Below are 25,392 nucleotides of genomic sequence, written 5' to 3'. Positions count from 1 at the left end.
GCCGCTTGTGTGCATTTTTATGACGCAGGTTGCCCTGTCAGCCACCACGGCAAAGGGTCGGGATGCACCTGCTCAGTGGTGATCCTGAAACTGCGCGGCAATTTCCCTGAACTGCGCCTCGCAGGCGAGAAAAGCCGCGACGATGCCGGGATCAAAATGGTTGCCGATCCCTTTCACGATGATGGCTTTCGCCTCGTCATGGCTGAAGGCTGGTTTGTAGACCCGCTTCGAGATGAGCGCATCGTAGACATCCGCCACCGCCATCAAGCGCCCGGAGAGAGGAATATCCTCACCCGCCAGCCCTGCCGGATAGCCGCTGCCATCCCACTTTTCGTGATGGGTGAGGGAGATCTCCCTGGCCAGTCGCAGGAAGGAGTTGGAGCCCAGCTGCGCCTCGGCACTGGCCAGCGCATCGGCGCCGATCTGCGGGTGGCGCTTCATGATGGCGAACTCCTCGTCGGTCAGTTTGCCCGGTTTGAGCAGGATGGCGTCGGGAATGCCCACCTTGCCCACATCGTGCAGGGGCGCCGATTTGAACAGCAGGTCGATGGTGGCGTCATCGAGCGGGTAGCGATCCCGCTCGTTGCGACTGAGGTATTGCGCCAGCGCCTTCACATAGTGTTGGGTGCGGATGATATGGGCGCCGGTCTCGTTGTCCCGAGTCTCCGCCAGCGAGGCGAGGCCGAGGATGGCCACGTCACGGGTCAGGTTGAGCTCGTCGCTGCGGGATTTCAGCTCGCCGATCATCTGATTGGTGCTGGCGGCAATCAGGCCGAACTCGTCATCCCGGGTGACCGGCACCCGGGCGTCGAAGTCACCGCATTGCACTCTGGCCATGGTGCGGGTCTGCTGGCGCAGGGAGAGGCCGAGATTGCGACCATAACCGTGGATGATGAGGGCGAGATAGCAGAAGGTCACCGTCATCACGAAGGCGATCTCCCACAGGATGTAGTGCTGGGCATCGGCCCTCGGCAGACTGCGCTCCACCGTCACCAGCCACTCCAGATCCTTGTTGAACAGCAAGAAGAAGACGCCTCCCAGCAGGGTGAGGGTCGCCAGTGTAAAGAGGGTGAACTTGCGTGGCAGCGGCATGGCCAGCGGGTGGCTCAGCGCCAGACTCTGCTCAGCTTGCCGTGCTCTGGCCCGATGCCAGCCCCGCTCCAGGGTCAGATCGGCTGCGACCAGAAAGCCGAGGGTAGTCATTCCCAGCAGCACCTTGAGATGGCTCTCCAGCGGAAAGTCGTGGTTCAGGGCGTTGTAGCACGAGAGCAGCAGCGCCCCTAGCAGGTAGAAACCCACCTCCAGGCCGAACCCGTTCAGCTCGTTGCGCGGCAGGGGCCGCCTTGAGAGCAGCCGGTTGCGCACGGCGAACATGATGGCGAACGTCACCAGGGTTGGCCCCAGCAACTGGGGTAGGGTGAGGCTCTCGAGAAACGGGCAGACCTGCCAGCCATAGAGACAAAAGAGTGACAGGGTTACCCCGTAGTGCAGGGCGCAGCGCCCCGTGATCCTCTGCATATTCCCACCCATGTTGCTGGTTATTGTTATATCGGCGGGAGGCCCGCCATTACAGACGCTGCAGCAGCAGGCTACCGATGGAGTAGCCAGCGCCAAATGAGCAAAGTACACCGCGGGCCCCCGCAGCAAGGTCGCGATTGTACAGATGAAACGCGATGATGGAACCCGCCGAGCTGGTATTACCATAGCTATCAAGAATGACCGGCGCCTCCTGCTGGCTGGCATCGTGGCCGAGCAGCTTGCGGCCGATGAACTGGTTCATGGTGAGGTTGGCCTGATGGAGCCAGAGTCGGCTCAGGCTTTCGGTGGGCCAGCCTTGCTCATCGAGCTGGCTGGTGATCTGGTCGCACACCAGCGGCAATACCTCCTTGAACACCTTGCGCCCCTGCTGGCGGAACAGCTTGTCATCGCCATAGCGGGTACGCAGGCTGAGCCGATTCAGAAAGCCGAAGTTGTTGCGGATGTTGTTGGAGTACTGGGTCACCAGCTTGCTGGCCACCAGTTGCCACGGATTGGCCACCTTGCAATCGGCTTCCCGCTCCAGCAGCACAGCAGTGCAGGCATCGCCGAAGATAAAGTGGCTATCCCGATCGCGAAAATTGAGGTGCCCCGAGCAGATCTCCGGATTGACCACCAGCGCCACTCTGGCGGTGCCCGCCGCCAGCATGTCCGCGGCAGTCTTGATGCCGAAGGTGGCGGATGAGCAGGCCACGTTCATGTCAAAGGCCATGCCGCTCGCCCCCAGATAGTGCTGCAGCTCGATGGCCAGCGCCGGATAGGGGCGCGGCATATTGGATGCCGCCACTATCACCAAATCGATCTCCCCCGGCTCGCGGCCGGCGGCGATCAGCGCCTGTTCGGCGGCGGCCACCGCCATCTCCACCATGATGGAGGGCATTTCATCGGGCCGTTCCGCCAGCAGCGGCTGCATGATGTCGGGGTTGAGCACCCCCTCGCGGCTCACCAGATAACGGCTTTTGATGCCGGAGGCCTTCTCGATGAACTCGCAGCTTGAATGCTGCTTGGCGGGTAGCTGGCCAGCGTCGATGGCGGAGGCGTTCTCTTCGTTGTAGAGATCCACATACTGGTTAAAGGCGACCACCAGCTCTTCATTGCTGACGGCAAAGGGTGGGGTATAGAGGCCTGAGCCACTGATCACGATAGAGGTCATCTTTGCTCCTCGCCGGGTGCGTTCCCGGCTTGTCGGTTTATAGGGTAGAGAGGGTTACAGCTGGTCGATCGCCGCAGCGAGACCCGCCAGGGTCAGCGGATGCATCCGCCCGCCAACCACGTCATTCATCAACTTGATGGAGGGGTGCCAGAGCCACTCCCGCCGCGGAATAGGGTTGATCCACACCAGCTTGGGAAAGTGCTGCTGCAAGCGAGTGAGCCATACCTGACCCGACTCCTCGTTCCACTGCTCGACGCTGCCGCCGGGCCAGCTGATCTCGTAGGGACCCATCTTGGCGTCTCCCACCAAAATTACCCGGTAGTCGCTGCCGTAGGTGCGCAGCAGCCGCAGGGTGTCGAACCGCTCCTCAAAGCGGCGCTCGTTATCCTTCCAGACGAAGTCGTAGAGGCAGTTGTGAAAATAGAAGTACTCCAGATGCTTGAACTCGTGGCGCAGGGCAGAGAACAGGCGCTGCACCTCTGCCACGTGGGCATCCATGGAGCCCCCCACATCGAAAAAGACCAATAGCTTCACCCCGTTGTGGCGCTCGGGTCGCAGCTTCACATCGAGCCACCCTTGGCGGGCAGAGCTTTTTATGGTGTCGTCGAGATCCAGCTCGTCGGGATTGCCCTTGCGCACCCAGCGTCTGAGCTTGCGCAGTGCCAGCTGGATGGCACGCTGGCCGAGCGGCGAGTCGTCGCTGAAGTTGCGATAGTGACGAGCCTCCCACACCTTGACCGCCTTGCCGTGCTGCCCCTCTCCACCCATGCGAATGCCCTCGGGGTGAAAACCGCCGTGGCCAAACGGGCTGCTGCCACCGGTTCCTACCCACTTGTTGCCACCGGCATGGCGCTCTTTCTGCTCGTTCAACCGCTGATTAAGGGTCTCCAGCAGCTTGTCGAGTCCGCCGAGGGATTTGAGCAGCGCCTTCTCCTCTGGGCTCAACAGTCGCTCGAACTCCTTGCGCAGCCACTCCTCGGGCAGGCTCTCCGGCAGCAGGGGGATGGCGTCCAGCCCCTCGTAGTACTCGGCGAAGGCGCGATCGAAGCGATCGTAGTGGGCCTCGTCTTTTACCAGCAGGCAGCGGGAGAGTTGGTAGAACTCATCCATATCGACAGTGACCAGCCGGGCTGCCAGCGCGGCGTGCAAGTCCAGCAGTTCGCGCAGGCTGCAGGGGAGCTTGTGGCGGCGCAGGTGGGTAAAAAAGTCGATCAGCATGGGTCAGCTGCCGCGCCGGGCCAAAAAGGCGAGCTTCTCGAATAGATGCAGATCCTGCTCGGTCTTGAGCAGGGCGCCGTAAAGCGCGGGCACCAGCTTGCCCGGCTCGCGGGCGCGCATCGCCTCGGGGGCGATATCGTCGGCCAAGAGCAGCCGGATCCAGTCCAATAGTTCGGAGGTGGAGGGCTTCTTGCGCAGCCCCTCAACCTCGCGCAGCTCGAAGAAGAGATCCATCGCCTCGCCGAGCAGGCTCTCCTTGAGGTTGGGGTAGTGGAGTTTGACGATGGCCTGCATCTCGCCCTTGTCGGGGAAGCGGATGTAGTGGAAGAAACAGCGGCGCAGGAAGGCATCCGGCAGCTCTTTTTCATTGTTGGAGGTGATGATGACCACCGGCCGCTGGCGCGCCTTAACTCGCTCGCCGGTCTCGTAGACATCGAACTCCATCCGATCCAGCTCCAGCAGCAGATCGTTGGGGAATTCGATATCGGCCTTGTCGATCTCGTCGATCAGCAGTACCGGCCGCAGCTCGGCGCTGAAAGCCTGCCACAGCTTGCCCTGGCGAATGTAGTGGCTGATATCGGCCACTTTAGGGTCGCCGAGCTGGGAGTCGCGCAGCCGGGCCACAGCATCGTATTCGTAGAGCCCCTGCTGGGCCTTGGTGGTGGACTTGATATGCCAGGCAATGAGGTCTGTGCCGAGATGGTCGGCGACCGCTTCTGCCAGCACCGTCTTGCCGGTGCCCGGTTCCCCTTTGATCAGCAGCGGCTTTTCGAGGGTGATGGCGGCATTGACCGCCATCCTCAATGCATCGGAGGCGAGATAATCGCTGCTTCCTGAAAATCCCATAACGTCGGTTCCTTTGACGATTGGCGCCCGGAGTCAGGGGCCAGAGAGAATAAGCTCTATATGTTGTAATACCATATGGTTATAACGAATAGTCACTTCTCATTCAGAAATCACAGGGTAATCTTGTTTCATCGTCGTAACAAACACAGGGATAGCACCATGAGCAAAATTTTTGAGGACAACAGCCAGACTATCGGTCTCACCCCGCTGGTTCGTCTCAACCGTGTTACCAAAGGCCGCGTGCTGGCCAAGATCGAGAGCCGTAACCCGAGTTTCAGCGTCAAGTGCCGTATCGGTGCCAACCTGATCTGGGATGCCGAGAAGCGCGGCATCCTGACCAAGGGTAAGGAGATCATCGAGCCCACCAGCGGTAATACCGGTATTGCTCTGGCGTTTGTTGCGGCGGCTCGCGGTTATGCCATTACGTTGACCATGCCCGCCACCATGAGCCTGGAGCGCCGCAAGCTGCTCAAGGCGCTCGGTGCCAATCTGGTGCTGACCGAAGGGCCGCTCGGTATGAAGGGAGCCATTGCCAAGGCCAACGAGATCCTTGAATCCGAGCCGGGCAAGTATGTGTTGCTGCAACAGTTTGAAAACCCGGCCAACCCGGAGATCCATGAAAAGACCACAGGCCCCGAGATCTGGGATGCCACCGATGGCGAGGTAGATGTGTTTGTGGCCGGGGTCGGTACCGGTGGCACCCTTACCGGTGTCTCCCGTTATCTGAAGCAGACTCAGGGCAAGGCGGTGGTCTCTGTCGCGGTCGAACCGGCCGAGTCGCCGGTCATCAGCCAGAAGCTGGCCGGTGAAGAGATCAAACCGGGTCCCCACAAGATCCAGGGGATCGGCGCCGGCTTTATCCCGGGCAACCTGGACCTGTCCCTGATTGATCGGGTTGAGCAGGTCACCAGCGACGAAGCCATCGAGATGGCCCGCCGTCTGATGGAGGAAGAGGGCATTCTGGCAGGTATCAGCTCGGGTGCCGCAGTAGTGGCGGCCAGTCGTCTGGCAGAACTGCCAGAATTCGAAGGAAAAACGATTGTCGTGATACTGCCGAGCGCGGCGGAGCGTTACCTCTCCAGCGCCCTGTTTGCCGGGGTATTCAGCGAGCAAGAGCTGCAACAGTAACTGATCGGATTTTGTCAAAGAAGCGGCGCTCTCAGGAGCGCCGCTTCTTTATGGGCTAGACTCAGCGCCAGTTAGTGTCACTTGTTTCTTATTTTTTGGGGTAAAATAACAAGTTCCTGCATGAGAAAAAAAGCAGACATCGTGCGGCAAATCTCATATCCTGTGCGGCGTCACGCGGTGTTTGCTGGCTTGGTATCACAAAGTAACAAAGTGTTATTTTTCGTTATAAAATAATTTCAGGCCAGTCCTGATGCGGCTTGTAGCCCAATAACTGAAAATTGCCAACCAGCGCGCCGATTACTGCACAGAAACTTGACCTGGATTAAGCTATTGCGGGTCTGCTTTCGTTACTTTACAACATATCCATACTGACACGGTGGGTCAGGGCGCTTCAAAACCGACCAATCCACCAAAAAATATCAATAATATGGGGTGAAACCATGTACGAGAAGTCTGTTGTTATCACTGCTGAAAACGGCCTGCACACCCGTCCGGCAGCTCAGTTCGTGAAAGAAGCCAAAGAATTCCAAAGCGAGATCACTGTGGTCTCCGGTGGCAAGTCCGCCAGCGCCAAGAGCCTGTTCAAGTTGCAGACCCTGGGCCTGACCAAGGGCACCAACGTGACCATCCAGGCCGATGGTCCGGACGCTCAACAAGCTGTTGAGAAGCTGGTTGCCCTGATGGACGAGCTGGAGTAATCCAGCTTTATTCCTCCCCCACAGTCGTTTTAATAGGAAGGATTATGATATCTGGCATTCTTGCGTCCCCCGGTATCGCATTCGGTAAGGCGCTTCTTCTTAAAGAAGATGAAATCGTTATCAATCAGGGCAAAATTTCTGCCGAGCAGATTGATGTCGAGATCAACCGTTTCCTCGAAGCTCGTACCAAGTCAGCTGCTCAGCTGGAAGCCATCAAAACCATGGCCGGTCGCACCTTCGGTGAGGAAAAAGAGGCCATCTTCGAAGGCCACATCATGCTGCTCGAAGATGAGGAGCTGGAAGGGGATATCAGATCCTTCATCAAAGACAACAAGGCTTCCGCTGACAAAGCCGTTTATGAGGTGATCGAACAGTACGCCAAAATGATGGCTGATCTGGATGACCCTTATCTGCGTGAGCGCGCCACTGACTTCCGTGACATCGGTACCCGTCTGGTGAAGAACGTACTGGGCATCGCCGTTGTCAACCTGAGCACCATCGACGAAGAGGTTATCCTGGTCGCCAAAGACCTGACCCCGTCTGAAACTGCTCAGATCAATCTGAAATATGTGCTGGGTTTTGTCACCGATATCGGTGGCCGTACCTCTCACACCTCCATCATGGCCCGCTCTCTGGAGCTGCCGGCCATCGTGGGCACCAACGACATCACTGCGCGTGTCAACAATGGTGACCTGCTGATCCTTGATGGGATCAACAACCAGATTATTGTCAATCCGACCGCTGAACAGCTGACCGAGGCCAAGAAGTTCCAGGCCCAGTTCCAGGCCGAGAAAGATGAGCTGGCCAAGCTGAAAGACTTGCCTGCCATCACCCTGGATGGTCATCAGGTCGAAGTGTGCGCCAACATCGGTACCGTCAAGGATACCGAAGGTGCCATCCGCAATGGCGCCGAAGGCGTAGGTCTGTACCGTACCGAGTTCCTGTTTATGGATCGTGATGCGCTGCCGACCGAAGACGAGCAGTTCAAAGCCTATAAAGAAGTGGCCGAAGCGATGCCGGATCAGCCGATCATCGTGCGCACCATGGATATCGGCGGCGACAAAGAACTGCCGTACATGAATTTCCCGAAAGAGATGAACCCTTTCCTGGGCTGGCGTGCCGTGCGGATCTTCTTTGACCGCGCAGACATCATGAACGCTCAGCTGCGGGCCATTCTGCGTGCGTCTGCCTTCGGCAAACTGCGCATCATGTTCCCGATGATCATCTCTGTCGAAGAGTTCCGTAGCCTGAAAGCAACGGTAGAGACGCTGAAAGCCGAACTGCGTGCTGAAGGCAAAACCTTTGATGAATCCATCGAAGTGGGTATCATGGTCGAGACCCCGGCTGCGGCCGTGATGGCTCACCATCTGGCCAAGGAAGTGGATTTCTTCAGTATCGGTACCAACGACCTGACCCAGTACACTCTGGCTGTCGATCGTGGTAACGAGATGATTTCCGCCATGTACAACCCGCTGTCGCCCTCCGTCCTGACTCTGATCAAGATGGTTATCGATGCGTCCCACGCCGAAGGTAAGTGGACCGGTATGTGTGGTGAACTGGCCGGTGACGAGCGCGCCACCCTGCTGCTGCTGGGTATGGGTCTGGATGAGTTCTCCATGAGCGCCATCTCTGTACCGCGTATCAAGAAGCTTATCCGCAACACCAACTTTGAAGATGTTAAGGCAATGGCCGAGCAGGCGCTGAGCTTTGCCACTGCAGCTGAAATTGAAGCTTGCGTAGATAACTTTATTAAGCAAAAAGCAGTCTGCTAAGATCGGCTGCAAGCAGCGACAAATCATCTCTAGGAGCTTTACTATGGGTCTGTTTGATAAACTGAAGAAACTGGTTTCCGATGATAGCTCTGATACCGGTGGCATTGAGCTGTATGCCCCGCTGTCAGGTGAAATCGTACCGATCGAAGATGTGCCTGATGTTGTCTTCGCTGAGAAGATCGTGGGTGACGGTATTGCCATCAAGCCAACTGGCAACAAGATGGTTGCTCCGTGCGATGGTACCATCGGCAAGATTTTCGAGACCAACCACGCGTTCTCTCTGGAATCCGACTCAGGTATCGAGCTGTTCGTTCACTTCGGTATCGACACCGTTGAACTGAAGGGTGAAGGTTTCACTCGTATCGCTCATGAAGGCCAGCAGGTCAAGCGTGGCGACACCATCATCGAGTTCGATCTGGCCATTCTGGAAGCGAAAGCCAAGTCTACCCTGACGCCGGTTGTCATCTCCAACATGGATGAGATCAAAGAGCTGATCAAACTGACTGGTGCTGTGACTGTGGGCGAGACCCCGGTTATCCGTATCAAGAAGTAATGCCCGGCTGGCGCAAGCCAGTTGCTGCAATAAAAAACCGAAGCCTGGTGCTTCGGTTTTTTTATGGCCGGGAGTCGGCTTCCCCTTCTGATCACGACTTTATTCCGCCGAGATGACAACCCTATTACGCCCCTGTGCCTTGGCTTGATAGAGGGCCCGGTCGGCCATCATCAGCAGATTGTCGAGGCTCTCCTGGCTCTTCATGCTGGCACAACCCAAGCTGATGGTGATCGAGAGCTGCTCCCCTTGCCACGGTAAGCGGGTGGCACAGACCTGCTGTCGCAGCTGCTCGGCACGTAATACGGCCTGCTCGATGGTGCAACCTGGCAAGATCAGCAAAAACTCTTCCCCGCCCCAGCGGGCCAGGCTCTCTCCTGGCAGCAGTTGGCTGGCCATGGCGTGAGCGACGGCACAGAGCACGGCATCGCCTGCAGGATGACCATAACAGTCGTTGATCAGCTTGAAATGGTCGATATCCCCCAGTACCACCGCCAGGGTCTCATCTTGCAACCAGTGGGCCTGCAGCTGTTGCTGGGCCCCGCGCCGGTTGGTCAGTTCGGTGAGGGGATCGGTACAGGAGAGGCGACTCACCTCTTCCACCATGCACTGCAGGTCGTGAATGTCGCGAAAGGTGATGATATGGCAATCAGGGATGGCATCCGCCCCCAGTTGTGCGGTGGCGACAAACCAACGGGACTGACCGTTCTTGCAGCGGATCAGCGCAGGCATTTCGGCGACTTCCAGCCCTTGAGCCAGGCTCTGCTCCACCTGGGTATGCCAGGCATCTATGATGGTGCGACGATACCCTTCATCCGGGTAGGCGAGTCGAAACCAGGAGGCCATGTCCGGCAGATCAGCAAGGTCGTAACCCAGTTGTTCAAGGAATGCCTTGTTGATAAAACGGTGGAGCCGTTGCGAAAGCAGGTCCGGTGAGGTGCTATCGGGTCGCGTAATGGCTTCCGACACCAGAATAGGCAGCGGTATTACATCGAAGGAGCGAAACAGGATCTGTTGCAGTTCTAGGTCATTCATCGGGAACCTGGCTCCTTGATGCATATATTGCATGCTTTACCATAGGTCAGTGCCCCGGGGTGGTAAACCGATTTATAGCGACTGCGGGATGGGGTTTTCCGATCGGTCTGGTGGTGCTCGCAGGGGGATGAGACAGTCTGAACATGTTTGGATTGAACTCTGCTTACAGCGGTCTTTGTAGATACCGGCAACCGGTATTGAAAGGCTGAGATATCCATGATGGTAGGCCTGGAACTGAGGTGTTATGCCAAGATTAGCCTTTCAACAGATCATTGAGAGATAGCCATGAAAAAGCCGCTCCCCTTGGGTGAGCGGCTTTTGTCATCAAGTCATTGCAGCTGGGCTATCAGGCTGGCTGCTTGCCATCTTCAGCTGGAGGCGGCAGGGCGGTGGAGCTGGACTCCACCTTCTGCTCTTCTCCCTGCATGTTCTTGATATAGACATCCATCTGGTTGAAGGCGATCTCGATGCCATTCTCGCGGAACAGCTGATCGATCTTGCGGTTCAACTCGTCCACCGCCGGGTTGCGATCACCCAGTTCGCTCACGAAGAAGCGCAGCTCATGATCCAGGGTGCTGGCGCCAAAGGTGAGGAAGTAGACGATAGGTGACGGGTCTTTCAGTACACGGCTGTTCTCATCCGCAGCCTGTTTGAGCAGGGTGCGGGTCAGCTCCAGATCCGAACCATAGGCCACACCGACTCGCACAATAACCCGGGTGACGGTATCACTGAGGGACCAGTTGATCAGCCGTTCGGTCATCAACTGCTGGTTGGGGATGATCACCTCTTTGCGGTCGAAGTCGGTCAGGGTGGTGGCGCGGATACGGATCTTGGAGACGGTACCGGAGAAGGAGCCGATAGTGACGGTGTCACCGATCCGTACCGGACGTTCAAACAGAATGATGATGCCGGAGACGAAGTTGGAGAGTATCTCCTTCATACCGAAACCGATACCGACCGACAGACCACCCGCGACCCACTGCAGCTTGTCCCACTGCACGCCCATCATGGAGAGGGCGGTCAGGGTACCTACCCCAATCAGCAGGTAGTTGAGCATGGTGGTGAAGGCGTAGGCAGTACCCTGGGCCAGGCGTAACCGTGAAAGCACCAGTACTTCCAGCAGACCCGGCAGGTTGCGGGCCAGTGACCAGGCACCACCGAGCATGAGGAAGCCGATCAGCACATCACTGAGGCTAACCGGGAAGAGGATGGCATTGGCGCCGGTTCCTTCGCTCTTGTGCCACAACACCATGCTATCGAGGTAAGAGAATACCGCCACCAGATCAGACCAGAGCCAGTAGAAGGCCACGCCGAAGATCACCAGCAGCACGGTACGGGTCAGGCGCAGGGATTGCTGGCTGACATCCTCCAGATCCATCGGCTGTTCTTCAATGGATTCGCCACCTTCTGCATCTTCCTGAGACTTGTGATCACGTTTGGCGACTGCGCGGCGATAAGCCAGGCGACGGGCGGCCAGCTCCAGACCACGCAGGGCGGTACGGTAGATCAAACCCCAGGTAATCAGCAGGTAGAAGGATTCGATCAGGCGACCGGTCAGCTTCAGTGCTGTGTAGTAGTAACCAAGCACCGCCAACACGATGAGTGCCACTGGCGCCAGTGCCAGCGCGATCGCGATGATCGACTTTTGCATGCTCGCCTCGCCCTTGATGCGGGCGCGGGAGATGGGGAACACCAGATAGGCGGCCAGTCCAAGCAGGAAGAGCGTCATACCTTGGCCGATCACGTCGTTGCCAAGAGTCGAGGGTTCAACCACCGCCTTGGTTGCGAGCATGATCAGCGGCAGCAGTGGCAGCCAGAGGTAGCGCATGCTGGTGTGTGTGGCCTGCAACTCCGCCTTCGGGATCCGGAAGTGGGATTCGGCGATGCCGCCCGGACGCATCACGGCCAGATAGACACTGAATACCAGATAACCGAGGGCGAGGTTGAGGGTGATCTGGAACGTCAGTTTCGGGCTGAGCAGACCGCAGTAGGTGATTAACAGGCCGCCAGCCAGAATGAACAGGCTGCCCGGCAGGCGATGCAACAGGGTGAACAGCAGCGCCTTGGGGGTGTGCCACTGGCTGTCTTGACGGAAGCGACCCAGATCTTTGGTGATCCGCTTCTGTTGTTCGATAAGGATGGGGCGCTTCCACATCAGTACGCCCCCGATCAGCAACAGCGGGAAGGCCAGTACGGAGACCGCCAGCAGCTGTGCGCGCCAGTGCTTCCAGTCGGGCTTGAGCACCCAGTCAGAGGCTTGTTTGTAAGCCTGGGTGGGCCAGTTGATAAGCCACTTGCTGTCGATAGGCTTGTTGCTGCTTACCCAGAAGATGTGCTGCTGCAGGGTAAACTCGATAGCGTCGTGGGTACGGGCCAGCTGCTGCTGGGTCAGCTGCAGGCTGATGGCGTTGGTGAGCTGGCTGTCGAGTTGGCGGTTAAGCTGGTCGAGCAGGTTGATACGGGTATCGAGCAGCTTGGCAAGGCTGGCCTTGTCCTCCTCGCTGACCGGATCCTTGCTGCCAGCAATCAGGTTGTCCAGATAGAGGTTCTTCTGGAACAGCTGGTCACGCTGCTGGCTCAGTTCGAACTGGGCCAGATGCAGATCGGCGATCTGCTCTTCCAGATTCTTGACGGCGATTGCGGGGGCCGCCTCCAGTTGCTGGTAGAGCTGATAGAGGATACGAGAGAGCAGCAGATTGCCTTTGAGCATCTGTACCTGTTCGTTCAGGTTGCGCTCGGTCTGGATGCCGCGTTCTAACCAGGTCTTGGCTTGCAGGTTTTTTTGTACCAGCGAGTTGAGGTTGCTGGTGGCGTTGACTAACTGCTGACTCAGCTGGTGGTTGAGTTCCTGCTCTTTTTGCACCAGCGGGTTATCTTCGCTGGCGACCAGTTCACCGGTCTGTTCGGCCGTTTTTTCGGTGTCGCCAAGGCGCTTGGCACTGCTCTGCTCCTGCAGCAGTTGCAGCTTCTGCTCTTCGCTGGCGAGACGGGCACTTTGGTAGTCGCGCTGTTTGACCGCCAGATCCTGCATGCTGGTGCGGTTATCCAAATCCTTTTGCAGGAGCGCCAGTTGCAGATCCAGCAGTGCGGATTCGGCGTTCAGCTTCATCTTCTCGGCACTGCTGACAGTTTCGCCTGCATTGAGACGGCTGCGGATCTCCTGGCTGCGCTGGTAGGCGCGGCTCATGCTGGTCTGGGCACGCTCCGGCAGGGTCTGCAGAGTGGTCAGCTGACTGCCAATGGCGCCTAGCGCCTCCTGGGCTCCCTGCATATTGGCCAGTACTTCCGGCTGGCGGCTATCGAGCTCCGCCAGACTCATGCTGGCGTATTCGCTCTTGATCTGCTCGACGCTCTTGCCTTTGGTCAGGGCATCGATCTTGGCACTGATCTCGTTGAGCTCGGTGGGCAGGTTGCGGATGCGCTGGGCCTGGGTTTTAGCTTTGGCCTCTTCCTTGTCGATGCTGTCGAGCAGGGCGAGGGTTGCGGTCAGCAACTTCTGATCCTCTTGCTGGCTGACCGTCGGCGTTTCTGTTTTCGCCAGACTGTCCAGCGTGCGCTGAACTGTGGCTCGAGAGGGCACATCTTGCGCCATGGCGAGCGGGGTGCAGAGACTGGAGATTAGACAGAGCAGCGGCAACAGGGTGGCCGAGGCTCTTTTAAAACGTATTGAGGGCATATAACTTCCGGGTTATTACACGGGGCGTGGGAAACTTCCCACATAGATTAAATTGGCGTGGATTCTAACACCGGGATGGTCTGGTAAGCAGGGGGAGGGATAAAAAAAACGGCGCCTGAAGGCGCCGTTTTCACGTTGTTCAGCTCTGATTAAAGAACGTGAACAGAAGCGGTGTTGGTAGTGCCGCTCGGTACCAGTGCACCGGAGACCATAACAACTACGTCACCCTTCAGGCCCATACCGCTTTGCAGCGCAGCTTCTTTACCGATGCGATAGAAATCGTCGGTAGAAGCGATGCTGTCAACAACATGAGCAACCACACCCTTGGTCAGAACCAGCTGGGCAGCAGTTTTCTTGTTGGTGGTGATGGCCAGGATCCAGGCTTGCGGGAAGTACTTGCGAATGGCTTTGGCAGATTTGCCGCCTTCGGTAGCAACCACGATCAGCGGGGCGTCCAGCTTCTCGGAGGTCTCTACGGCACCTTTACAAACGGCTTCGGTGATGCGCAGCTTGTTGCTGTCATTGGCAGCAGACAGGTTGGATTGCATCACTGCATCGGTACGCTCGCAGATGGTGGCCATGATGGTCACGGCTTCCAGCGGGTACTTACCCTTGGCGGACTCACCGGACAGCATCACTGCGTCGGTACCATCCAGCACGGCGTTAGCCACGTCACCAGCTTCGGCGCGGGTCGGACGCGGGTTCTTGATCATGGAATCCAGCATCTGGGTGGCAGTGATAACCACTTTACGTGCCTTGTTGCACTTGGTGATGATCATCTTCTGGGCGAAGATAACTTCTTCAACCGGAATTTCTACACCCATGTCGCCACGAGCAACCATGATGCCGTCGGAGACAGCCAGGATCTCGTCGAAGTTGTCCAGGCCTTCCTGGTTTTCGATTTTGGAGATGATCTGGATGTTCTCGCCACCGTGGGCTTTCAGGTGCTCACGGATTTCCAGTACGTCTTCTTTCTTACGGATGAAGGAAGCAGCAACGAAATCAACGCCTTGCTCGCAACCGAAGATCAGGTCGCGCTTGTCTTTCTCGGCCAGGGCCGGCAGCTTGATGGAGACGCCCGGCAGGTTAACGCCTTTGTTCTCGCCCAGATCACCGTTGTTCAGCACTTTACAGATAACTTCGCGCTCGGTGATTTCGATAACGTCCAGACCGATCAGGCCGTCATCAACCAGGATGCGGTTGCCGACGCGCAGGTCGTTGGCGAAACCGGCATAGGTCACAGCTACTTTGTCTTTGTTACCAACCACGGTCTGGTCGGTGGTGAAGGTGAAAGTCTGGCCAGCGACCAGCGCGACGTCATTGCCGCCTTCCAGCTTGATGGTACGGATTTCCGGACCCTTGGTGTCCAGCAGGATAGCTGCGTGGGTGCCGGTTTCGGCCATTACTGCGCGCAGGTTGCTGATACGACCGCCGTGTTCGGCGTAGTCACCGTGGGAGAAGTTCAGGCGCATGACGTTCATGCCGGCATCCAGCATTTTGGCCAGCATTTCTTTGGATTCGGTCTTCGGACCGATGGTGCAGACGATTTTGGTCTTTTTCATGTCAATCTTCATGGTTAAGGAATTTCCGCCGAGCAATATACACCAGTTTTTGGAATCTTTTTATGATCCAGAAACAACGTTTTGACCAGATAACGTTTTCTTTTAAGGGATAACGTTTTCCTATCGGTCACTATTTAGGATATACGGCCACTGATCCGGACTGACGGGACACGAATGTTACCACCTGTGGTGGTTTGGCCCGGTTGAGGTTCAGATGTTGTAAAATGACCACCCCCCCACTGTCACCGTCTTGTCACCAGCTTGCGCAAAAATGTTAGTTCATTGGCGCGCAGGTGAAGGAGGTCGGGATGAAAAACAGCCATGAAACCGGATTGGCCCTGCTCTTGCTGGGCACCGCCCTGCTGCTGGTTCAGGCACTGCCTGGTCACTGCTGGCCTGACAACCTTCGTCTGTTTGCGAGCTTCTCCCATCCGGTGACAGAGGAGGCTGCCGCCGAGGGGCTGGCGTGGCGGGAGTGGCAGGATCATGGCGCCGCGACCCGGATGGCGCTTCGTGCTCCCCGACCGCAGCCGGATGCACCACCGCCTTGATATGTATTGCCGCTTCTCGGTCGTGAAGGAGTGAAGGGGTGAAATTATCAACCATTGGTTGATAGTGCTTATCTATCTTGCTGGATTGTTCACCTTAAATGGCAGGGTGATAATCGATTCCAACAGCGATATCCCCTCAGGTATCGCCCCCTGACACCTTGTTGGAGTTCGCTTTATGTCCCTCGCCCCCGTCTGGTTTATCTCTCACGGCGCACCGGATCTGGTACTGCGTGAGCAACCCGCCACCCGCTTTCTGCGTACCCTGCGTCTGGGTGAGCTCAAGGGGTTGGTGGTCATCTCCGCCCACTGGTTCAGCCGCGAGCTGCAGATCAACGTCGAGCCTAAACCGGCGCTGATGTATGACTTCTACGGCTTTCCCGAGCCCCTCTACCGGATGCGCTGGCCTGCCCGCAGCCCCGAGTGGTTGCAGCAGGGGGTGAGCGACCAGCTGGCGCTGGCGGGACTGACCGCCACCCCGGTGCGGCGCGAGCTGGATCACGGGGTCTGGTCACCGCTCTCCCTGATCGACCCTGAGAGCGAGATCCCGCTGCTGCAGATCTCCATCCCCGCCAGTTTCACCCCGGCCCAGTTGTGGCAGCTGGGGGAGGTGCTGGGGGCGCTGCGCAGTCAGGGGATTGGCATCCTCGCCTCCGGCGCCATCACCCACAACCTGCGGGCGCTGGGGCCGGATGATTCACCGGTGCCGGAGTGGGCCAGCCAGTTTGTCGGTTGGCTGGAGCAGAAGATGGCTGACGAGGATCGGCTGGCGCTGCTCGACTATCGTCGGCTGGCTCCCGGAGCGGTGGAGTCCCATCCCCACGACGACCACCTGCGCCCACTCTTTGTGGCGCTGGGGGCGGCCGATGGTGTGGCGCCCACCCGGCTGCACGAAAGCTGGGATGGCGGCAGCCTCTATATGGGCGCCTACCGCTTCGGTTGATAGCCTCCCTTACAACAAGACCCCGCCAATTGGCGGGGTCTTGTGGTTTATGGCGTGGTGATTGAGCTGATGGTATTGGTGATTGAACCGATGTTACTCAGGGGACCCGCACTCGGCTCTCGCCGCCGCCGAGGGCTTCGACCTTGATTTGTACGCCAATCCGCTCCACCAAGGTCTGGACGTGGGAGATGACCCCGATCTGGCGACCGGCGGCCTGCAGGGAGTCGAGGCTGGAGAGCGCCAGATCCAGACTGTCCGGATCAAGGGTGCCGAACCCTTCGTCGATAAACAACGACTCGACCTGGGTCTGGCGCGACGAGAGGCTGGATAGGGCCAGCGCCAGCGCCAGCGACACCAGAAAACTCTCGCCGCCGGAGAGGGAGTCCACCGAGCGCACCTCGTCCCCCATGTCGAGATCCACCACCTGCAGCGCCAGATCGGTGCCGGGCACCCGCTCCAGCCGGTAGCGCGGCGACAGCTCGGCGAGCTGGGCGTTGGCTTCCAGCAGCAGGCGCTCCAGAGTGAGGCTCTGGGCAAAGGTGCGGAACTTGGCGCCGTTGGCTTGCCCGATCAGATCGCACAGCTGTTGCCAGTGGTCGGCCACCGCCTGCTGGGCGGCCAGCTGCTGTTGCAGGCTGCCCGCCTTGAGGGCGGCGGCTTCGGCTTGCGCCAGCTTGCTCTTGCACTCGAACAGCTGCTCTTCAAGGGCGCGGCAGCGGGCATCGAGCACCGCCAGCTGTTCGCTCAGCTCTGCATCCGGCAGGGCGGCTAGCTCGGGATGGTGCTCCCGATAGCGATCCCGCTTGCTCTCCTCCAGCGCCAGCGCCCGTTGCCGCTCGGCAAGACGGGTACGCGCCTCGCCAAGGGCATCCTCCAGCCCTTGCAGGGCGGTGCGGCGTGCCTTGAGCTCATCGGGGGTGATGGCGAGCAGGCGGCGCAGGTCATACTCGGCGATGCCGAGGGTGCTGGCGTGGGCAGCCCAGCGCCCCAACGCCTCCCGTTTGCGGCGGCTGCTGGTCTGTTTTTCCTGCTCCACATGGGTGAGGCGGGTCTTGAGCTCGGTCTGCCGCTCCCGCACAACGCGGGCACCGCTTTGCATCAGCTCCAGTTCGCTGGCGAGCTGTTGCAGTCGCTGTTGCCAGCGGCTTTCGACCAGCGGGATCTCCTCACCGCCGAGACAACCGCTGCGGCTGGTGAGCAGCCCCTGCCGCTGCTGATCATGCTCCTTGTAGTCCCGTTCCAGCTTGTGCAGCAGCTCGCGCTGGGTTTGCAGGCGTGCCTCCTGGGCGCTCAGGGCTGGGGTGAGGCTGGCGATCTCGCTGGCCAGCCGCTCCCACTCGCTCTGGCCGTGCAGCCAGGCTTCGCAGGCCCGCTGCCACTCGTGCCACTGCTGGCTGCCGAGCCACTGGCGCCACGGTTGGCCGCCCATCTGCTCGTCGAGGCGGTGGGCGCCTTGCTCAAGGCGCTGGCGCAGGGTCGCCTCCTGCTCACCCATCCCCTTCACTTCCCCTTCCAGCGCGATGCGCTGGCGGTCGGCCTCCTGCCACTGCTGGTCAAACTGCTGGTGCTGGGCAGCCAGTTGGCTAAGTTGCTGACGCACCCCTTGCAGCTGTTGTTGACCAAGCTGGGCCTGACGCAGCAGCTGCTGGCTGTGGGCCAGCCCCTGCTCCAGCGCCTGGCCACGGCCGAGCAGGGTGCTCATCAGCTCGTTCCACTCAATGGGGCTCTGGCGTAGCGGCAGCGGATGGCCGAGCAGGGTATCGCCCCCCAGCTGTTGCCAGCGTTGGGTCAGCTGCTCGGCGCGGGCTTCCAGCTCCGGCAGATGTTGCTGGCGCACCGCCAGCTGACGGGCCAGCTCTTGACGCTCGCTCTCGCACTGAATGTATTGATGGTTGAGCCGCTCCCACTCCAGTTCCAGACTGCGGGCCCGCTCCGCCAGCTGACCCAGGATCCCCGCCACCTGCGGCTGGCTCTGGCTGTAGGGATGCTCCTTGGCGCCACACAGCGGGCAAGGTTCGTCATCGCTCAGGATGTGGCGATACTGCTCGAAGCTGGCGATGGCGCGGGACTGCTCCAGCGCGTGGCGCGCCTCATCCCGCTGCAGGGCGAGCCGCTCGCGGGCTGGCGCCAGCTCTTCGCTGAGGGTGGCGAGTTTGCTGAGCGCCTGCTCCAGCTGGGCAATCTCCTGCTGCAAGCGGCCATGCTGCTCGCCGTGGTTGCGGCCATAATCGGCCAGCTCCAGCAGTTGGCGCAGCTGGCCCAGCTGTTCGGTCTGCTGCTGCCACTGCTCCTGCGCCTTGGCGAGACGGCTCTCCCACTGCTGCTCCTGCAGCTCGTTTTGTTGCTGTTGTAGCCGCGCCTGCTCCTGTTGCCAGTAGTCGCGCTTCTGCTGGCCCTGTTCCAGCTGGCGTTGCAACTGCTGCAGGGTGTGCAGCTGGTGATCCCGCAGGGTGAGCAGCTGTTGCAGCTTGTCGGCATCCTCGGCCCAATCCTGCACGGCGGTGAGCAGGGGCTGCCACTGGCGGGCCACCGGGGCCAGCCCCTTGTGCTCTTCGAGCCAGAGCCCCCATTGCTGGTGTTGCTGCTTGAGCAGTTCTACCTGTTTGCTCTGCTCGCGCCAGCCCTGCTCGAGGGTGAGCTGGACTTCCCGCTCCTGCGCCCCCTCCTGCTGGATCTTCTGCAACTGCTGCACTTTTTCCCGGATGCGGGTATCGAGCTCCTGTGCCCGTTTGAGTTCGGGTTGCAGGGCGCCCCACTCCCGCTCGGCGGCGATCTTCTCCGCCAGCAGCTGCTGCTCGGTGAGGGCACTCTGCTGGGTCTGCTCCTCGAGCTTGGCCAGCTCCGGCCCCAGCTCGGCGATCACCTTCTCCTGCTGCTGCACTTCCAGAGTGAGGCGGGCCAGTTCGTCGTGATCGGCGCGGGCCACCTGAGCCTGTTCGGCGCGGGCAAACTCGTCGCGCTCGGGGGCGGCGGCGCCGTGGGCTTGCAGGGTGGCATCGAGCGCCGCCTGTCCCTCGGCGCAGCCCTGCAACTGGGCGGCAATGCGGCTGTTGAGGTCGCGCAGATCCTGCATCAGCTGTTGTTGCTGCTGTTCATGTTTGAGGGTGGTGGAGAGGCTTATCTGCAGGTTCACCCACTGTTCGCGGGTGGCCTCGTCCATCAGCGCCACGTCGCCGAGGCGCTGGGCAATGGTCGCCAGCTTCTGCTGCTCTTCCCGCGCCCGTTCATAGGTCTGGATGGAGATGACGGAGTAGAGTTCGGTACCGGTCATCCGTTCGAGCAGGGCGGAGCGCTCGTTGGCGTCCGATTTGAGGAAGGCGGCAAATTCCCCCTGTGGCAGGATCACCGCGCGGCGGAACTGCTCCCAGGAGAGGCCCACCAGCTCGTCTATGCGATCCTGCAGCTCCCGCTTGCTGCCGGAGAAAACCTGCCCCGACTCGACGTCGGTCAGGGTGCGCTCCTGTGCCTGAAAACGCCCCTCCGAGCGGTTGCGGGCGCGCCGCACCGCCCAGCGGGCTAGCCAGATGCGGCCATCGCAGCCGCGAAACTGCACCTCGGCAAAGCCGCTGGCGTGACCACGACTGAGGATGCCGCGCACGTCGTTGGCCTTGAGCTTCTCCTCGTCATCCATGCGGCCTACTTCGGCCACGTTCTTGCGATTGGCGATAAAGCGCGGCATCTCGTCGTAGAGGGCGAGACAAATGGCGTCGAGCAATGTGCTCTTGCCGGCGCCGGTATTGCCGGTGATGGCAAACAGACCGGCGGCGCCGAGCGCCCCCTTGGTAAAGTCGATGGTGAAGGGGCCGGTCAGACTGGCCAGATTCTCCCCTGACAGAGACAAGATTTTCATTGGTTAGACTCCTTCACCTGCTCCAGGATCTCTTCAAACGAGGCGACCAGTTGTGCTTCGGGCTCCCCTTCAAACTGGCGCTGATAGCAGAGGCGAAACACCTCGGTGGGGGAGAGCTCATCGAGCCTGCGCCGCTCGCGGCCATCGGCCAGCCCTTCCCCCGAACCCTGATACTGGGTGCTGATGCGGGCCAGACGCACCGGTTTGTCGGCGATGGCCGCCAGAATCCGTTCGCGGATGCGGGCCTCGGGCTTGGGCAGCAGCAGCCGCACTTCGAGGAAGGGTTGTGCCTCTTGTGGACAAGCAGGCAGCTCGAGCGATGCGATGGCGTTGAGCGCGTCGTCGAGGGGGCTCTGGGGTAGGCGGATCATCTCCACCGCGCGGGGGACCGGGATCCGCTCCAGCCCGGCCAGTTTACCCCCTGCAAAGGTCACTTCCAGCACCTGATGGTTGTAGTTCGCTTCGGCAAGCGACAGCGGCAGCGGCGAGCCGCTGTAGTACACCCCCTCGGCCGGGCTCTGGGCCAGATGGAGGTGGCCGAGTGCCGTGTAGTCTGCACCGGCAAAGAGTTCGGCGGGCAGGGCGTGCTGGTTGCCGCCGAGCACCCGCCGCTCTGACAGTTCCGAGAGCTGGCCTGCCGCCAGATAGGCGTGGCCCATGGCGATCAGCGGCAGATCCGCCCCGCAGCGGTCGCGCCCCTCGGCCAACACTTCTGCGTAGACTTGCCGAACCCCTTCGATCAGCCTGTCCTGACCTTCTTCCAACGGCTCCACCCGCAGATCGCTGCTGCGCAGGAACGGCACGGCGGCGCACCAGGCAGCAATCTTGCCCTCCTTGTCTTGCAGCGGTACCAGCAGGCGGTCGGTCTCGAGCTTGCCCTCACTGTCGCGGCTGATGCTGCCCACCAGATGCAGATCAAAGGCGCGCAGCAGCTCGTGGGGAGCATCGAGCTTGGAGGGAGAGTCGTGGTTGCCGCCGATCAGCACCATGTTGAGGTGGGGCATCTCGGCGCGCAGTCTGGCCAGAAAGCGGTAGAGCTGTTGCCAGGCGCTGGCAGGGGGATTGGCAGTATCAAACAGATCGCCCGCCACCAGCAGGGCGTCGATCTCGCGCGCCTTGAGGGTGTCGCTCAGCCAGTCGAGAAAGGCATCGTGTTCAAAACGGCGGTCATGACCATGAAGTTGATGGCCAAGGTGCCAGTCGGCGGTATGGAGGATTTTCATTGGAAAGCAGCCCGGTTGCAGGGATGGTGCCCGCGGCACCCGATGGAGACAAGATGAGGATGCCCCGTGCTTTTTTCAAGTAAAACAGGGGGCTGGCTTTGGATTCAGGCCGGTTCGCAGCACATCCGGTATTGGGGGTGGCCGGTGAGGGGATCGGACTCCTCGGCCTCGATGACAAAACCGTGGCGGCGATAGAAACGCACCGCCTGATCGTTCTCGACGAAGACCCGGGCGTGGAGCGACGCCCCCTGACGCTTCGCCTCCTGCAGCAGGGCGTGACCAACACCGCGGCCCTGACGGTCGGGGCGCACAAAGAGGGCGGCGAGGTAGTTGTCCACCAGCGCCATAAAGCCGAGCAGATCGCCGCGCTCCTCGAACACCCAGATGGCGGCGCGATCGAGATAGCGGGTACGCAGATCCTCCTGGGCCTGCCACCAGCAGGAGGCATCGACGAAATCGTGGGCCTGCAGGGAGGCCAGCAGCCAGATTTCAACGACCTCTTCCATGTCTTCCGGGCGACTTGGCCGTAACATAATTTCATCCTTGTTAACAACTGGCACTCTCGCAGTCTAGGGGAACTTGGCAAGGGCTCAGGTGTTATAAATGAGACCCTGTGAGGTTGATCGCCCTTTATTTAGCGAGAATGATTGGCTGATCACAAAGCGCCTCTCTAGTACAATGCCCGCCGGACAATCTAGAGACCGAGGACGCCATGTGGTTTAAAAACCTGCAGATTTATCGCTTTACCCGCCCCTTTGACCTGACCGTGGATCAGCTGGAAACCCAGCTGGAAGCCTGTGCCTTCACCCCTTGCGGCAGTCAGGACATCTCCCGTTTCGGGTGGGTCAAGCCCCTTGGCAAATTCGGCTCAACCCTGACCCACTCTGCCTCCGGCCACATCCTCATCTGCGCACGCAAAGAGGAGAAGATGCTGCCCGGTACCGTGGTCAAGGAGATGCTGGCCGAGAAGGTAGAGGCGATCGAGTTCGAACAGGGACGCGCCCTCAAGAAGAAAGAGAAGGAAGCGCTCAAGGAGGAGATCCTCCACACCTTGCTGCCCCGTGCCTTCAGTCGTACTAGCCAGACCTTCGCCTGGATCAATCCGGCCGACAATTTGATGGTGGTAGACGCAGGTTCTGCCAAGAAGGCAGATGATCTGCTGGCGCTGCTGCGCAAATCCATCGGCTCCCTGCCGGTGGTACCGGTGGCCCTCAAGAACCCGCCCGAGATCACCATGACCGAGTGGCTGAACGAGGGGAACCTGCCATCTACCTTCACGCTGGAAGATGAAGCCGAGCTGCGCAGTGCTATGGAGCACGGCGGCATCATCCGCTGCAAACAGCAGGATCTGATGAGTGAAGAGATCAAAAACCACCTGGCCAACGACAAGTTGGTGACCAAGCTGGCCCTCAACTGGGGCGAGACCATCAGCTTTGTGCTGGGGGATGATCTCTCCATCAAGCGCCTGAAATTCAGCGAAGAGCTGCGTGAGCAGAACGACGACGTGACCAGCGAAGATCCGGCCGCCCGTCTGGATGCCGACTTCGCACTGGTCACCTCTGAGCTGGCCCAGTTTATCCCGGCGCTGTTTGCCGCCCTGGGTGGCGAGGAGCAGTCCATCTAACCGGACTTGCGCCTGTTTGGCCTCTGCCATCCCATCGTAAAAACCGCCTTCGGGCGGTTTTTTTATGTCTATTGCGGATAACCATTATTGATAGATGAGTAAGATATTGATCTTGTTCAATAACTTGAGCTATCAGTGCCAATCGTGACATAGTCCCTCTTCGTGGTCATAAAACAGACAAGGAGAGTGTCATGTTGTGCAAACCTCTGGGGCTGGCTGTCGCCCTTGCCCTGCTGGCCGGTTGTGCCAGTGACAACGGCTTTCACTACACCCCGCCAGCCCAAACCCTGATCGCGCCGGAAGCTGCCAGTGGCTGGACCGACAAACAGGGCTGGCAGGGCCATGACTTCATGGTGGCGGCGGCCAACCCGCTGGCGGTGGATGCGGGCTACCAGATCATCAAGGCCGGTGGCAGTGCCGTCGATGCCGCCATTGCGGTGCAGCTGGTATTGACGTTGGTAGAACCGCAATCCTCCGGGATCGGCGGTGGTTCACTGCTGCTGGTGTGGGATGGCCGCAAGGTGATCGCGGTGGATGGTCGCGAGACGGCGCCGGCCGCCGCCACTGACCAGCTGTTTATGCAAGATGGCAAGCCGCTGGCGTTTTATGACGGGGTGGTAGGGGGCCGCTCGGTCGGCGTTCCCGGTACCCTGCGCGCCCTGGCGCTGGCCCATCAGCGTTATGGCAAGCTGCCCTGGGCTGCGCTGTTCGAGCCTGCCATCACCCTGGCAGAACAAGGATTTGTGATAAGCCCACGGCTGGCCACATTGCTGGCCAAGGATCCCTATCTGGCCCGCGACCCGGATGCCCGTGCCTACTTCTATCAGGCTGATGGCAGCCCCAGACCTGCGGGCTCACGGTTGACCAACCCGGCGCTGGCCAAGGTATTGCGCACTCTGGCAACAGGGGGGGCGGATGCCTTCTATCAGGGGCCGCTGGCGGATGCCATGGTGGCCAAGGTACGCCAACATCCCACTAATCCCGGGGTTCTGGCGGCCACCGATCTGGCCAGCTATCAGGCCAAACTGCGGGATGGCCTCTGCTTTGACTATCGCCAGAGCAAGATCTGCGGCTTTCCCACTCCCTCGTCCGGCACCCTGGCACTCGGCCAGCTCTTCGGCATGCTGGAGAGCCGCGATATGGCGGCCCTCAAGCCGATCACCACCAAGGAGGGGGGATTGTCTGCCTCCAGCGAGGCCATCCACCTCTACAGCGAAGCGGCGCGCCTGGCCTTCGCCGATCGCAACCAGTACGTCGCCGACAGCGATTTTGTCAGCGTGCCGGTGAAGGGGCTGCTGGACAAGGGCTATCTGGCCGAGCGGGGCAAGCTTATCAGTGAGCACTCCATGGGGATTGCCAAGCCCGGTACGCCGCCACTGGCGCTGGCTCGCGGCAAGGATGCGACCCCAGAGTTGCCCTCCACCAGCCATGTCTCGATCGTCGACCAGGCGGGGATGGCGATTTCCATGACCAGCTCCATCGAGGATGGTTTCGGGTCGCGCCAGATGGTCAACGGCTACCTGCTCAACAACCAGCTCACCGATTTTTCCTTCACCTCGGTGGACGCTGCCGGTCTGCCGGTGGCAAACCGGGTGGAGCCGGGCAAGCGGCCCCGTTCCTCCATGTCACCGCTGCTGGTGTTTGACAAGCCAAGCGGCGAGCTGACCATGACGCTGGGCTCGCCGGGGGGCTCCGCCATCATCAACTACGTGGGCAAGACCCTGCTCGGCACTCAGGATTGGGGCTTAAACCTGCAACAGGCCATCAACCTGCCCAACTTTGGCAGCCGCAACGGCCCCACCGAGCTGGAGGCGGGACGCACTCCCATGTCGGTGGTCGAGGGATTGAAGGCGAGGGGGCACGAGGTGGTGCTGAACGAGCAGACCTCTGGCTTGCAGGGGGTTGAGCGCAACGCTGGTGGCTGGTTTGGCGCAGCGGATCCGCGTCGGGAAGGGATCGCCAAGGGGGAGTGAGGTTCCCATAGCAAGAAGGCCAGCATCATGCTGGCCTTCTTGTTGATGGCGTGTGAC

The 25,392-nt window shown here is 60.0% G+C and carries 18 protein-coding genes; 8 read left to right on the top strand and 10 right to left on the bottom strand.

Going from position 1 to position 25,392, the window contains the following annotated elements; all coding sequences use genetic code 11:
- Positions 1-72: 72 nt before the first annotated feature.
- From BN4575_RS00815 to BN4575_RS00800, 4 genes are read right to left on the bottom strand one after another with little or no spacing between them, the layout of a single operon-like run.
- Complete coding sequence (locus BN4575_RS00815) at positions 73-1,518, bottom strand: HD domain-containing phosphohydrolase (protein ID WP_068976751.1); 1,446 nt, start codon at positions 1,516-1,518, stop codon at positions 73-75.
- A gap of 49 nt (positions 1,519-1,567) precedes the next feature.
- Positions 1,568-2,689: a beta-ketoacyl-ACP synthase III gene (locus BN4575_RS00810; RefSeq protein ID WP_068976750.1), complete on the bottom strand. Its 1,122-nt coding sequence runs from the start codon at positions 2,687-2,689 to the stop codon at positions 1,568-1,570.
- Between the two features lie 54 nt (positions 2,690-2,743).
- Complete coding sequence (locus BN4575_RS00805; RefSeq protein WP_068976749.1) at positions 2,744-3,907, bottom strand: vWA domain-containing protein; 1,164 nt, start codon at positions 3,905-3,907, stop codon at positions 2,744-2,746.
- 3 nt (positions 3,908-3,910) lie between these two features.
- Entirely contained in the window at positions 3,911-4,753 is an 843-nt protein-coding gene (locus tag BN4575_RS00800) for an AAA family ATPase (protein WP_068976748.1), read from the bottom strand.
- 159 nt (positions 4,754-4,912) lie between these two features.
- Here BN4575_RS00800 and cysK point away from each other — a divergent pair, with 159 nt between their 5' ends.
- The 4 genes from cysK (at position 4,913) to crr (ending at position 8,904) form a co-directional block, all read left to right on the top strand.
- The gene (gene cysK / locus BN4575_RS00795) at positions 4,913-5,881 is read left to right on the top strand and encodes a cysteine synthase A (protein ID WP_068976747.1); all 969 of its coding nucleotides are present in this window, start codon (positions 4,913-4,915) and stop codon (positions 5,879-5,881) included.
- A gap of 440 nt (positions 5,882-6,321) precedes the next feature.
- Positions 6,322-6,579: an HPr family phosphocarrier protein gene (locus BN4575_RS00790; RefSeq protein WP_005338266.1), complete on the top strand. Its 258-nt coding sequence runs from the start codon at positions 6,322-6,324 to the stop codon at positions 6,577-6,579.
- A gap of 44 nt (positions 6,580-6,623) precedes the next feature.
- Positions 6,624-8,351 carry a phosphoenolpyruvate-protein phosphotransferase PtsI gene (gene ptsI / locus BN4575_RS00785; RefSeq protein ID WP_068976746.1) on the top strand — a complete coding sequence of 576 codons (1,728 nt, stop codon included), beginning with the start codon at positions 6,624-6,626 and terminating at the stop codon, positions 8,349-8,351.
- A gap of 43 nt (positions 8,352-8,394) precedes the next feature.
- Positions 8,395-8,904 carry a PTS glucose transporter subunit IIA gene (crr, locus tag BN4575_RS00780; protein ID WP_042020191.1) on the top strand — a complete coding sequence of 170 codons (510 nt, stop codon included), beginning with the start codon at positions 8,395-8,397 and terminating at the stop codon, positions 8,902-8,904.
- A gap of 99 nt (positions 8,905-9,003) precedes the next feature.
- Here crr and BN4575_RS00775 read toward each other — a convergent pair whose 3' ends face one another.
- The 3 genes from BN4575_RS00775 to pykF form a co-directional block, all read right to left on the bottom strand.
- Positions 9,004-9,936, bottom strand: coding sequence for a GGDEF domain-containing protein (locus BN4575_RS00775; protein ID WP_068976745.1), 933 nt, complete (start codon positions 9,934-9,936; stop codon positions 9,004-9,006).
- 346 nt (positions 9,937-10,282) lie between these two features.
- Positions 10,283-13,612, bottom strand: a complete 3,330-nt coding sequence (gene mscK, locus BN4575_RS00770) for a mechanosensitive channel MscK (protein WP_068976744.1) — start codon at positions 13,610-13,612, stop codon at positions 10,283-10,285.
- 149 nt (positions 13,613-13,761) lie between these two features.
- Positions 13,762-15,174, bottom strand: coding sequence for a pyruvate kinase PykF (gene pykF, locus BN4575_RS00765; protein ID WP_042020195.1), 1,413 nt, complete (start codon positions 15,172-15,174; stop codon positions 13,762-13,764).
- 308 nt (positions 15,175-15,482) lie between these two features.
- Here pykF and BN4575_RS00760 point away from each other — a divergent pair, with 308 nt between their 5' ends.
- Positions 15,483-15,725 (top strand): hypothetical protein, encoded by a 243-nt coding sequence (locus BN4575_RS00760; RefSeq protein ID WP_068976743.1) that lies wholly within the window; start codon positions 15,483-15,485, stop codon positions 15,723-15,725.
- Between the two features lie 175 nt (positions 15,726-15,900).
- A complete protein-coding gene (locus BN4575_RS00755) occupies positions 15,901-16,665 on the top strand; it encodes a DODA-type extradiol aromatic ring-opening family dioxygenase (RefSeq protein WP_068976742.1) in 765 nt (254 codons plus the stop codon).
- A gap of 97 nt (positions 16,666-16,762) precedes the next feature.
- On the opposite strand, the gene BN4575_RS00750 is transcribed toward BN4575_RS00755, so the two are convergent.
- The 3 genes from BN4575_RS00750 to BN4575_RS00740 form a co-directional block, all read right to left on the bottom strand.
- Positions 16,763-20,515, bottom strand: a complete 3,753-nt coding sequence (locus tag BN4575_RS00750; RefSeq protein ID WP_068976741.1) for an AAA family ATPase — start codon at positions 20,513-20,515, stop codon at positions 16,763-16,765.
- Positions 20,512-21,738, bottom strand: a complete 1,227-nt coding sequence (locus BN4575_RS00745) for an exonuclease SbcCD subunit D C-terminal domain-containing protein (RefSeq protein ID WP_068976740.1) — start codon at positions 21,736-21,738, stop codon at positions 20,512-20,514. Before BN4575_RS00745 ends, BN4575_RS00750 begins: the two co-directional genes overlap by 4 nt.
- A gap of 104 nt (positions 21,739-21,842) precedes the next feature.
- Positions 21,843-22,271: a GNAT family N-acetyltransferase gene (locus BN4575_RS00740; protein ID WP_042061919.1), complete on the bottom strand. Its 429-nt coding sequence runs from the start codon at positions 22,269-22,271 to the stop codon at positions 21,843-21,845.
- A 179-nt stretch (positions 22,272-22,450) separates the two neighbouring features.
- Here BN4575_RS00740 and rdgC point away from each other — a divergent pair, with 179 nt between their 5' ends.
- Both rdgC and ggt read left to right on the top strand, forming a co-directional pair.
- Positions 22,451-23,362, top strand: a complete 912-nt coding sequence (gene rdgC / locus BN4575_RS00735; protein WP_068976739.1) for a recombination-associated protein RdgC — start codon at positions 22,451-22,453, stop codon at positions 23,360-23,362.
- Between the two features lie 191 nt (positions 23,363-23,553).
- Entirely contained in the window at positions 23,554-25,335 is a 1,782-nt protein-coding gene (gene ggt, locus BN4575_RS00730) for a gamma-glutamyltransferase (RefSeq protein ID WP_068976738.1), read from the top strand.
- The last annotated feature ends 57 nt before the right edge of the window (positions 25,336-25,392 follow it).

The sequence above is a fragment of the Aeromonas sp. EERV15 genome (assembly GCF_900079845.1).
Classification (GTDB): Bacteria; Pseudomonadota; Gammaproteobacteria; order Enterobacterales; family Aeromonadaceae; genus Aeromonas; species Aeromonas sobria.
The sequence above is the reverse complement of the archived record's forward strand: the minus strand, read 5'-3'. Positions and strand labels throughout refer to the sequence as shown.

Coding starts and splice junctions, on each gene's coding strand:
- BN4575_RS00815 (WP_068976751.1), bottom strand. CDS start 1,518: ATGCAGAGGATCACGGGGCGCTGCGCCCTGCACTACGGGGTAACCCTG.
- BN4575_RS00810 (WP_068976750.1), bottom strand. CDS start 2,689: ATGACCTCTATCGTGATCAGTGGCTCAGGCCTCTATACCCCACCCTTT.
- BN4575_RS00805 (WP_068976749.1), bottom strand. CDS start 3,907: ATGCTGATCGACTTTTTTACCCACCTGCGCCGCCACAAGCTCCCCTGC.
- BN4575_RS00800 (WP_068976748.1), bottom strand. CDS start 4,753: ATGGGATTTTCAGGAAGCAGCGATTATCTCGCCTCCGATGCATTGAGG.
- cysK (WP_068976747.1), top strand. CDS start 4,913: ATGAGCAAAATTTTTGAGGACAACAGCCAGACTATCGGTCTCACCCCG.
- BN4575_RS00790 (WP_005338266.1), top strand. CDS start 6,322: ATGTACGAGAAGTCTGTTGTTATCACTGCTGAAAACGGCCTGCACACC.
- ptsI (WP_068976746.1), top strand. CDS start 6,624: ATGATATCTGGCATTCTTGCGTCCCCCGGTATCGCATTCGGTAAGGCG.
- crr (WP_042020191.1), top strand. CDS start 8,395: ATGGGTCTGTTTGATAAACTGAAGAAACTGGTTTCCGATGATAGCTCT.
- BN4575_RS00775 (WP_068976745.1), bottom strand. CDS start 9,936: ATGAATGACCTAGAACTGCAACAGATCCTGTTTCGCTCCTTCGATGTA.
- mscK (WP_068976744.1), bottom strand. CDS start 13,612: ATGCCCTCAATACGTTTTAAAAGAGCCTCGGCCACCCTGTTGCCGCTG.
- pykF (WP_042020195.1), bottom strand. CDS start 15,174: ATGAAAAAGACCAAAATCGTCTGCACCATCGGTCCGAAGACCGAATCC.
- BN4575_RS00760 (WP_068976743.1), top strand. CDS start 15,483: ATGAAAAACAGCCATGAAACCGGATTGGCCCTGCTCTTGCTGGGCACC.
- BN4575_RS00755 (WP_068976742.1), top strand. CDS start 15,901: ATGTCCCTCGCCCCCGTCTGGTTTATCTCTCACGGCGCACCGGATCTG.
- BN4575_RS00750 (WP_068976741.1), bottom strand. CDS start 20,515: ATGAAAATCTTGTCTCTGTCAGGGGAGAATCTGGCCAGTCTGACCGGC.
- BN4575_RS00745 (WP_068976740.1), bottom strand. CDS start 21,738: ATGAAAATCCTCCATACCGCCGACTGGCACCTTGGCCATCAACTTCAT.
- BN4575_RS00740 (WP_042061919.1), bottom strand. CDS start 22,271: ATGTTACGGCCAAGTCGCCCGGAAGACATGGAAGAGGTCGTTGAAATC.
- rdgC (WP_068976739.1), top strand. CDS start 22,451: ATGTGGTTTAAAAACCTGCAGATTTATCGCTTTACCCGCCCCTTTGAC.
- ggt (WP_068976738.1), top strand. CDS start 23,554: ATGTTGTGCAAACCTCTGGGGCTGGCTGTCGCCCTTGCCCTGCTGGCC.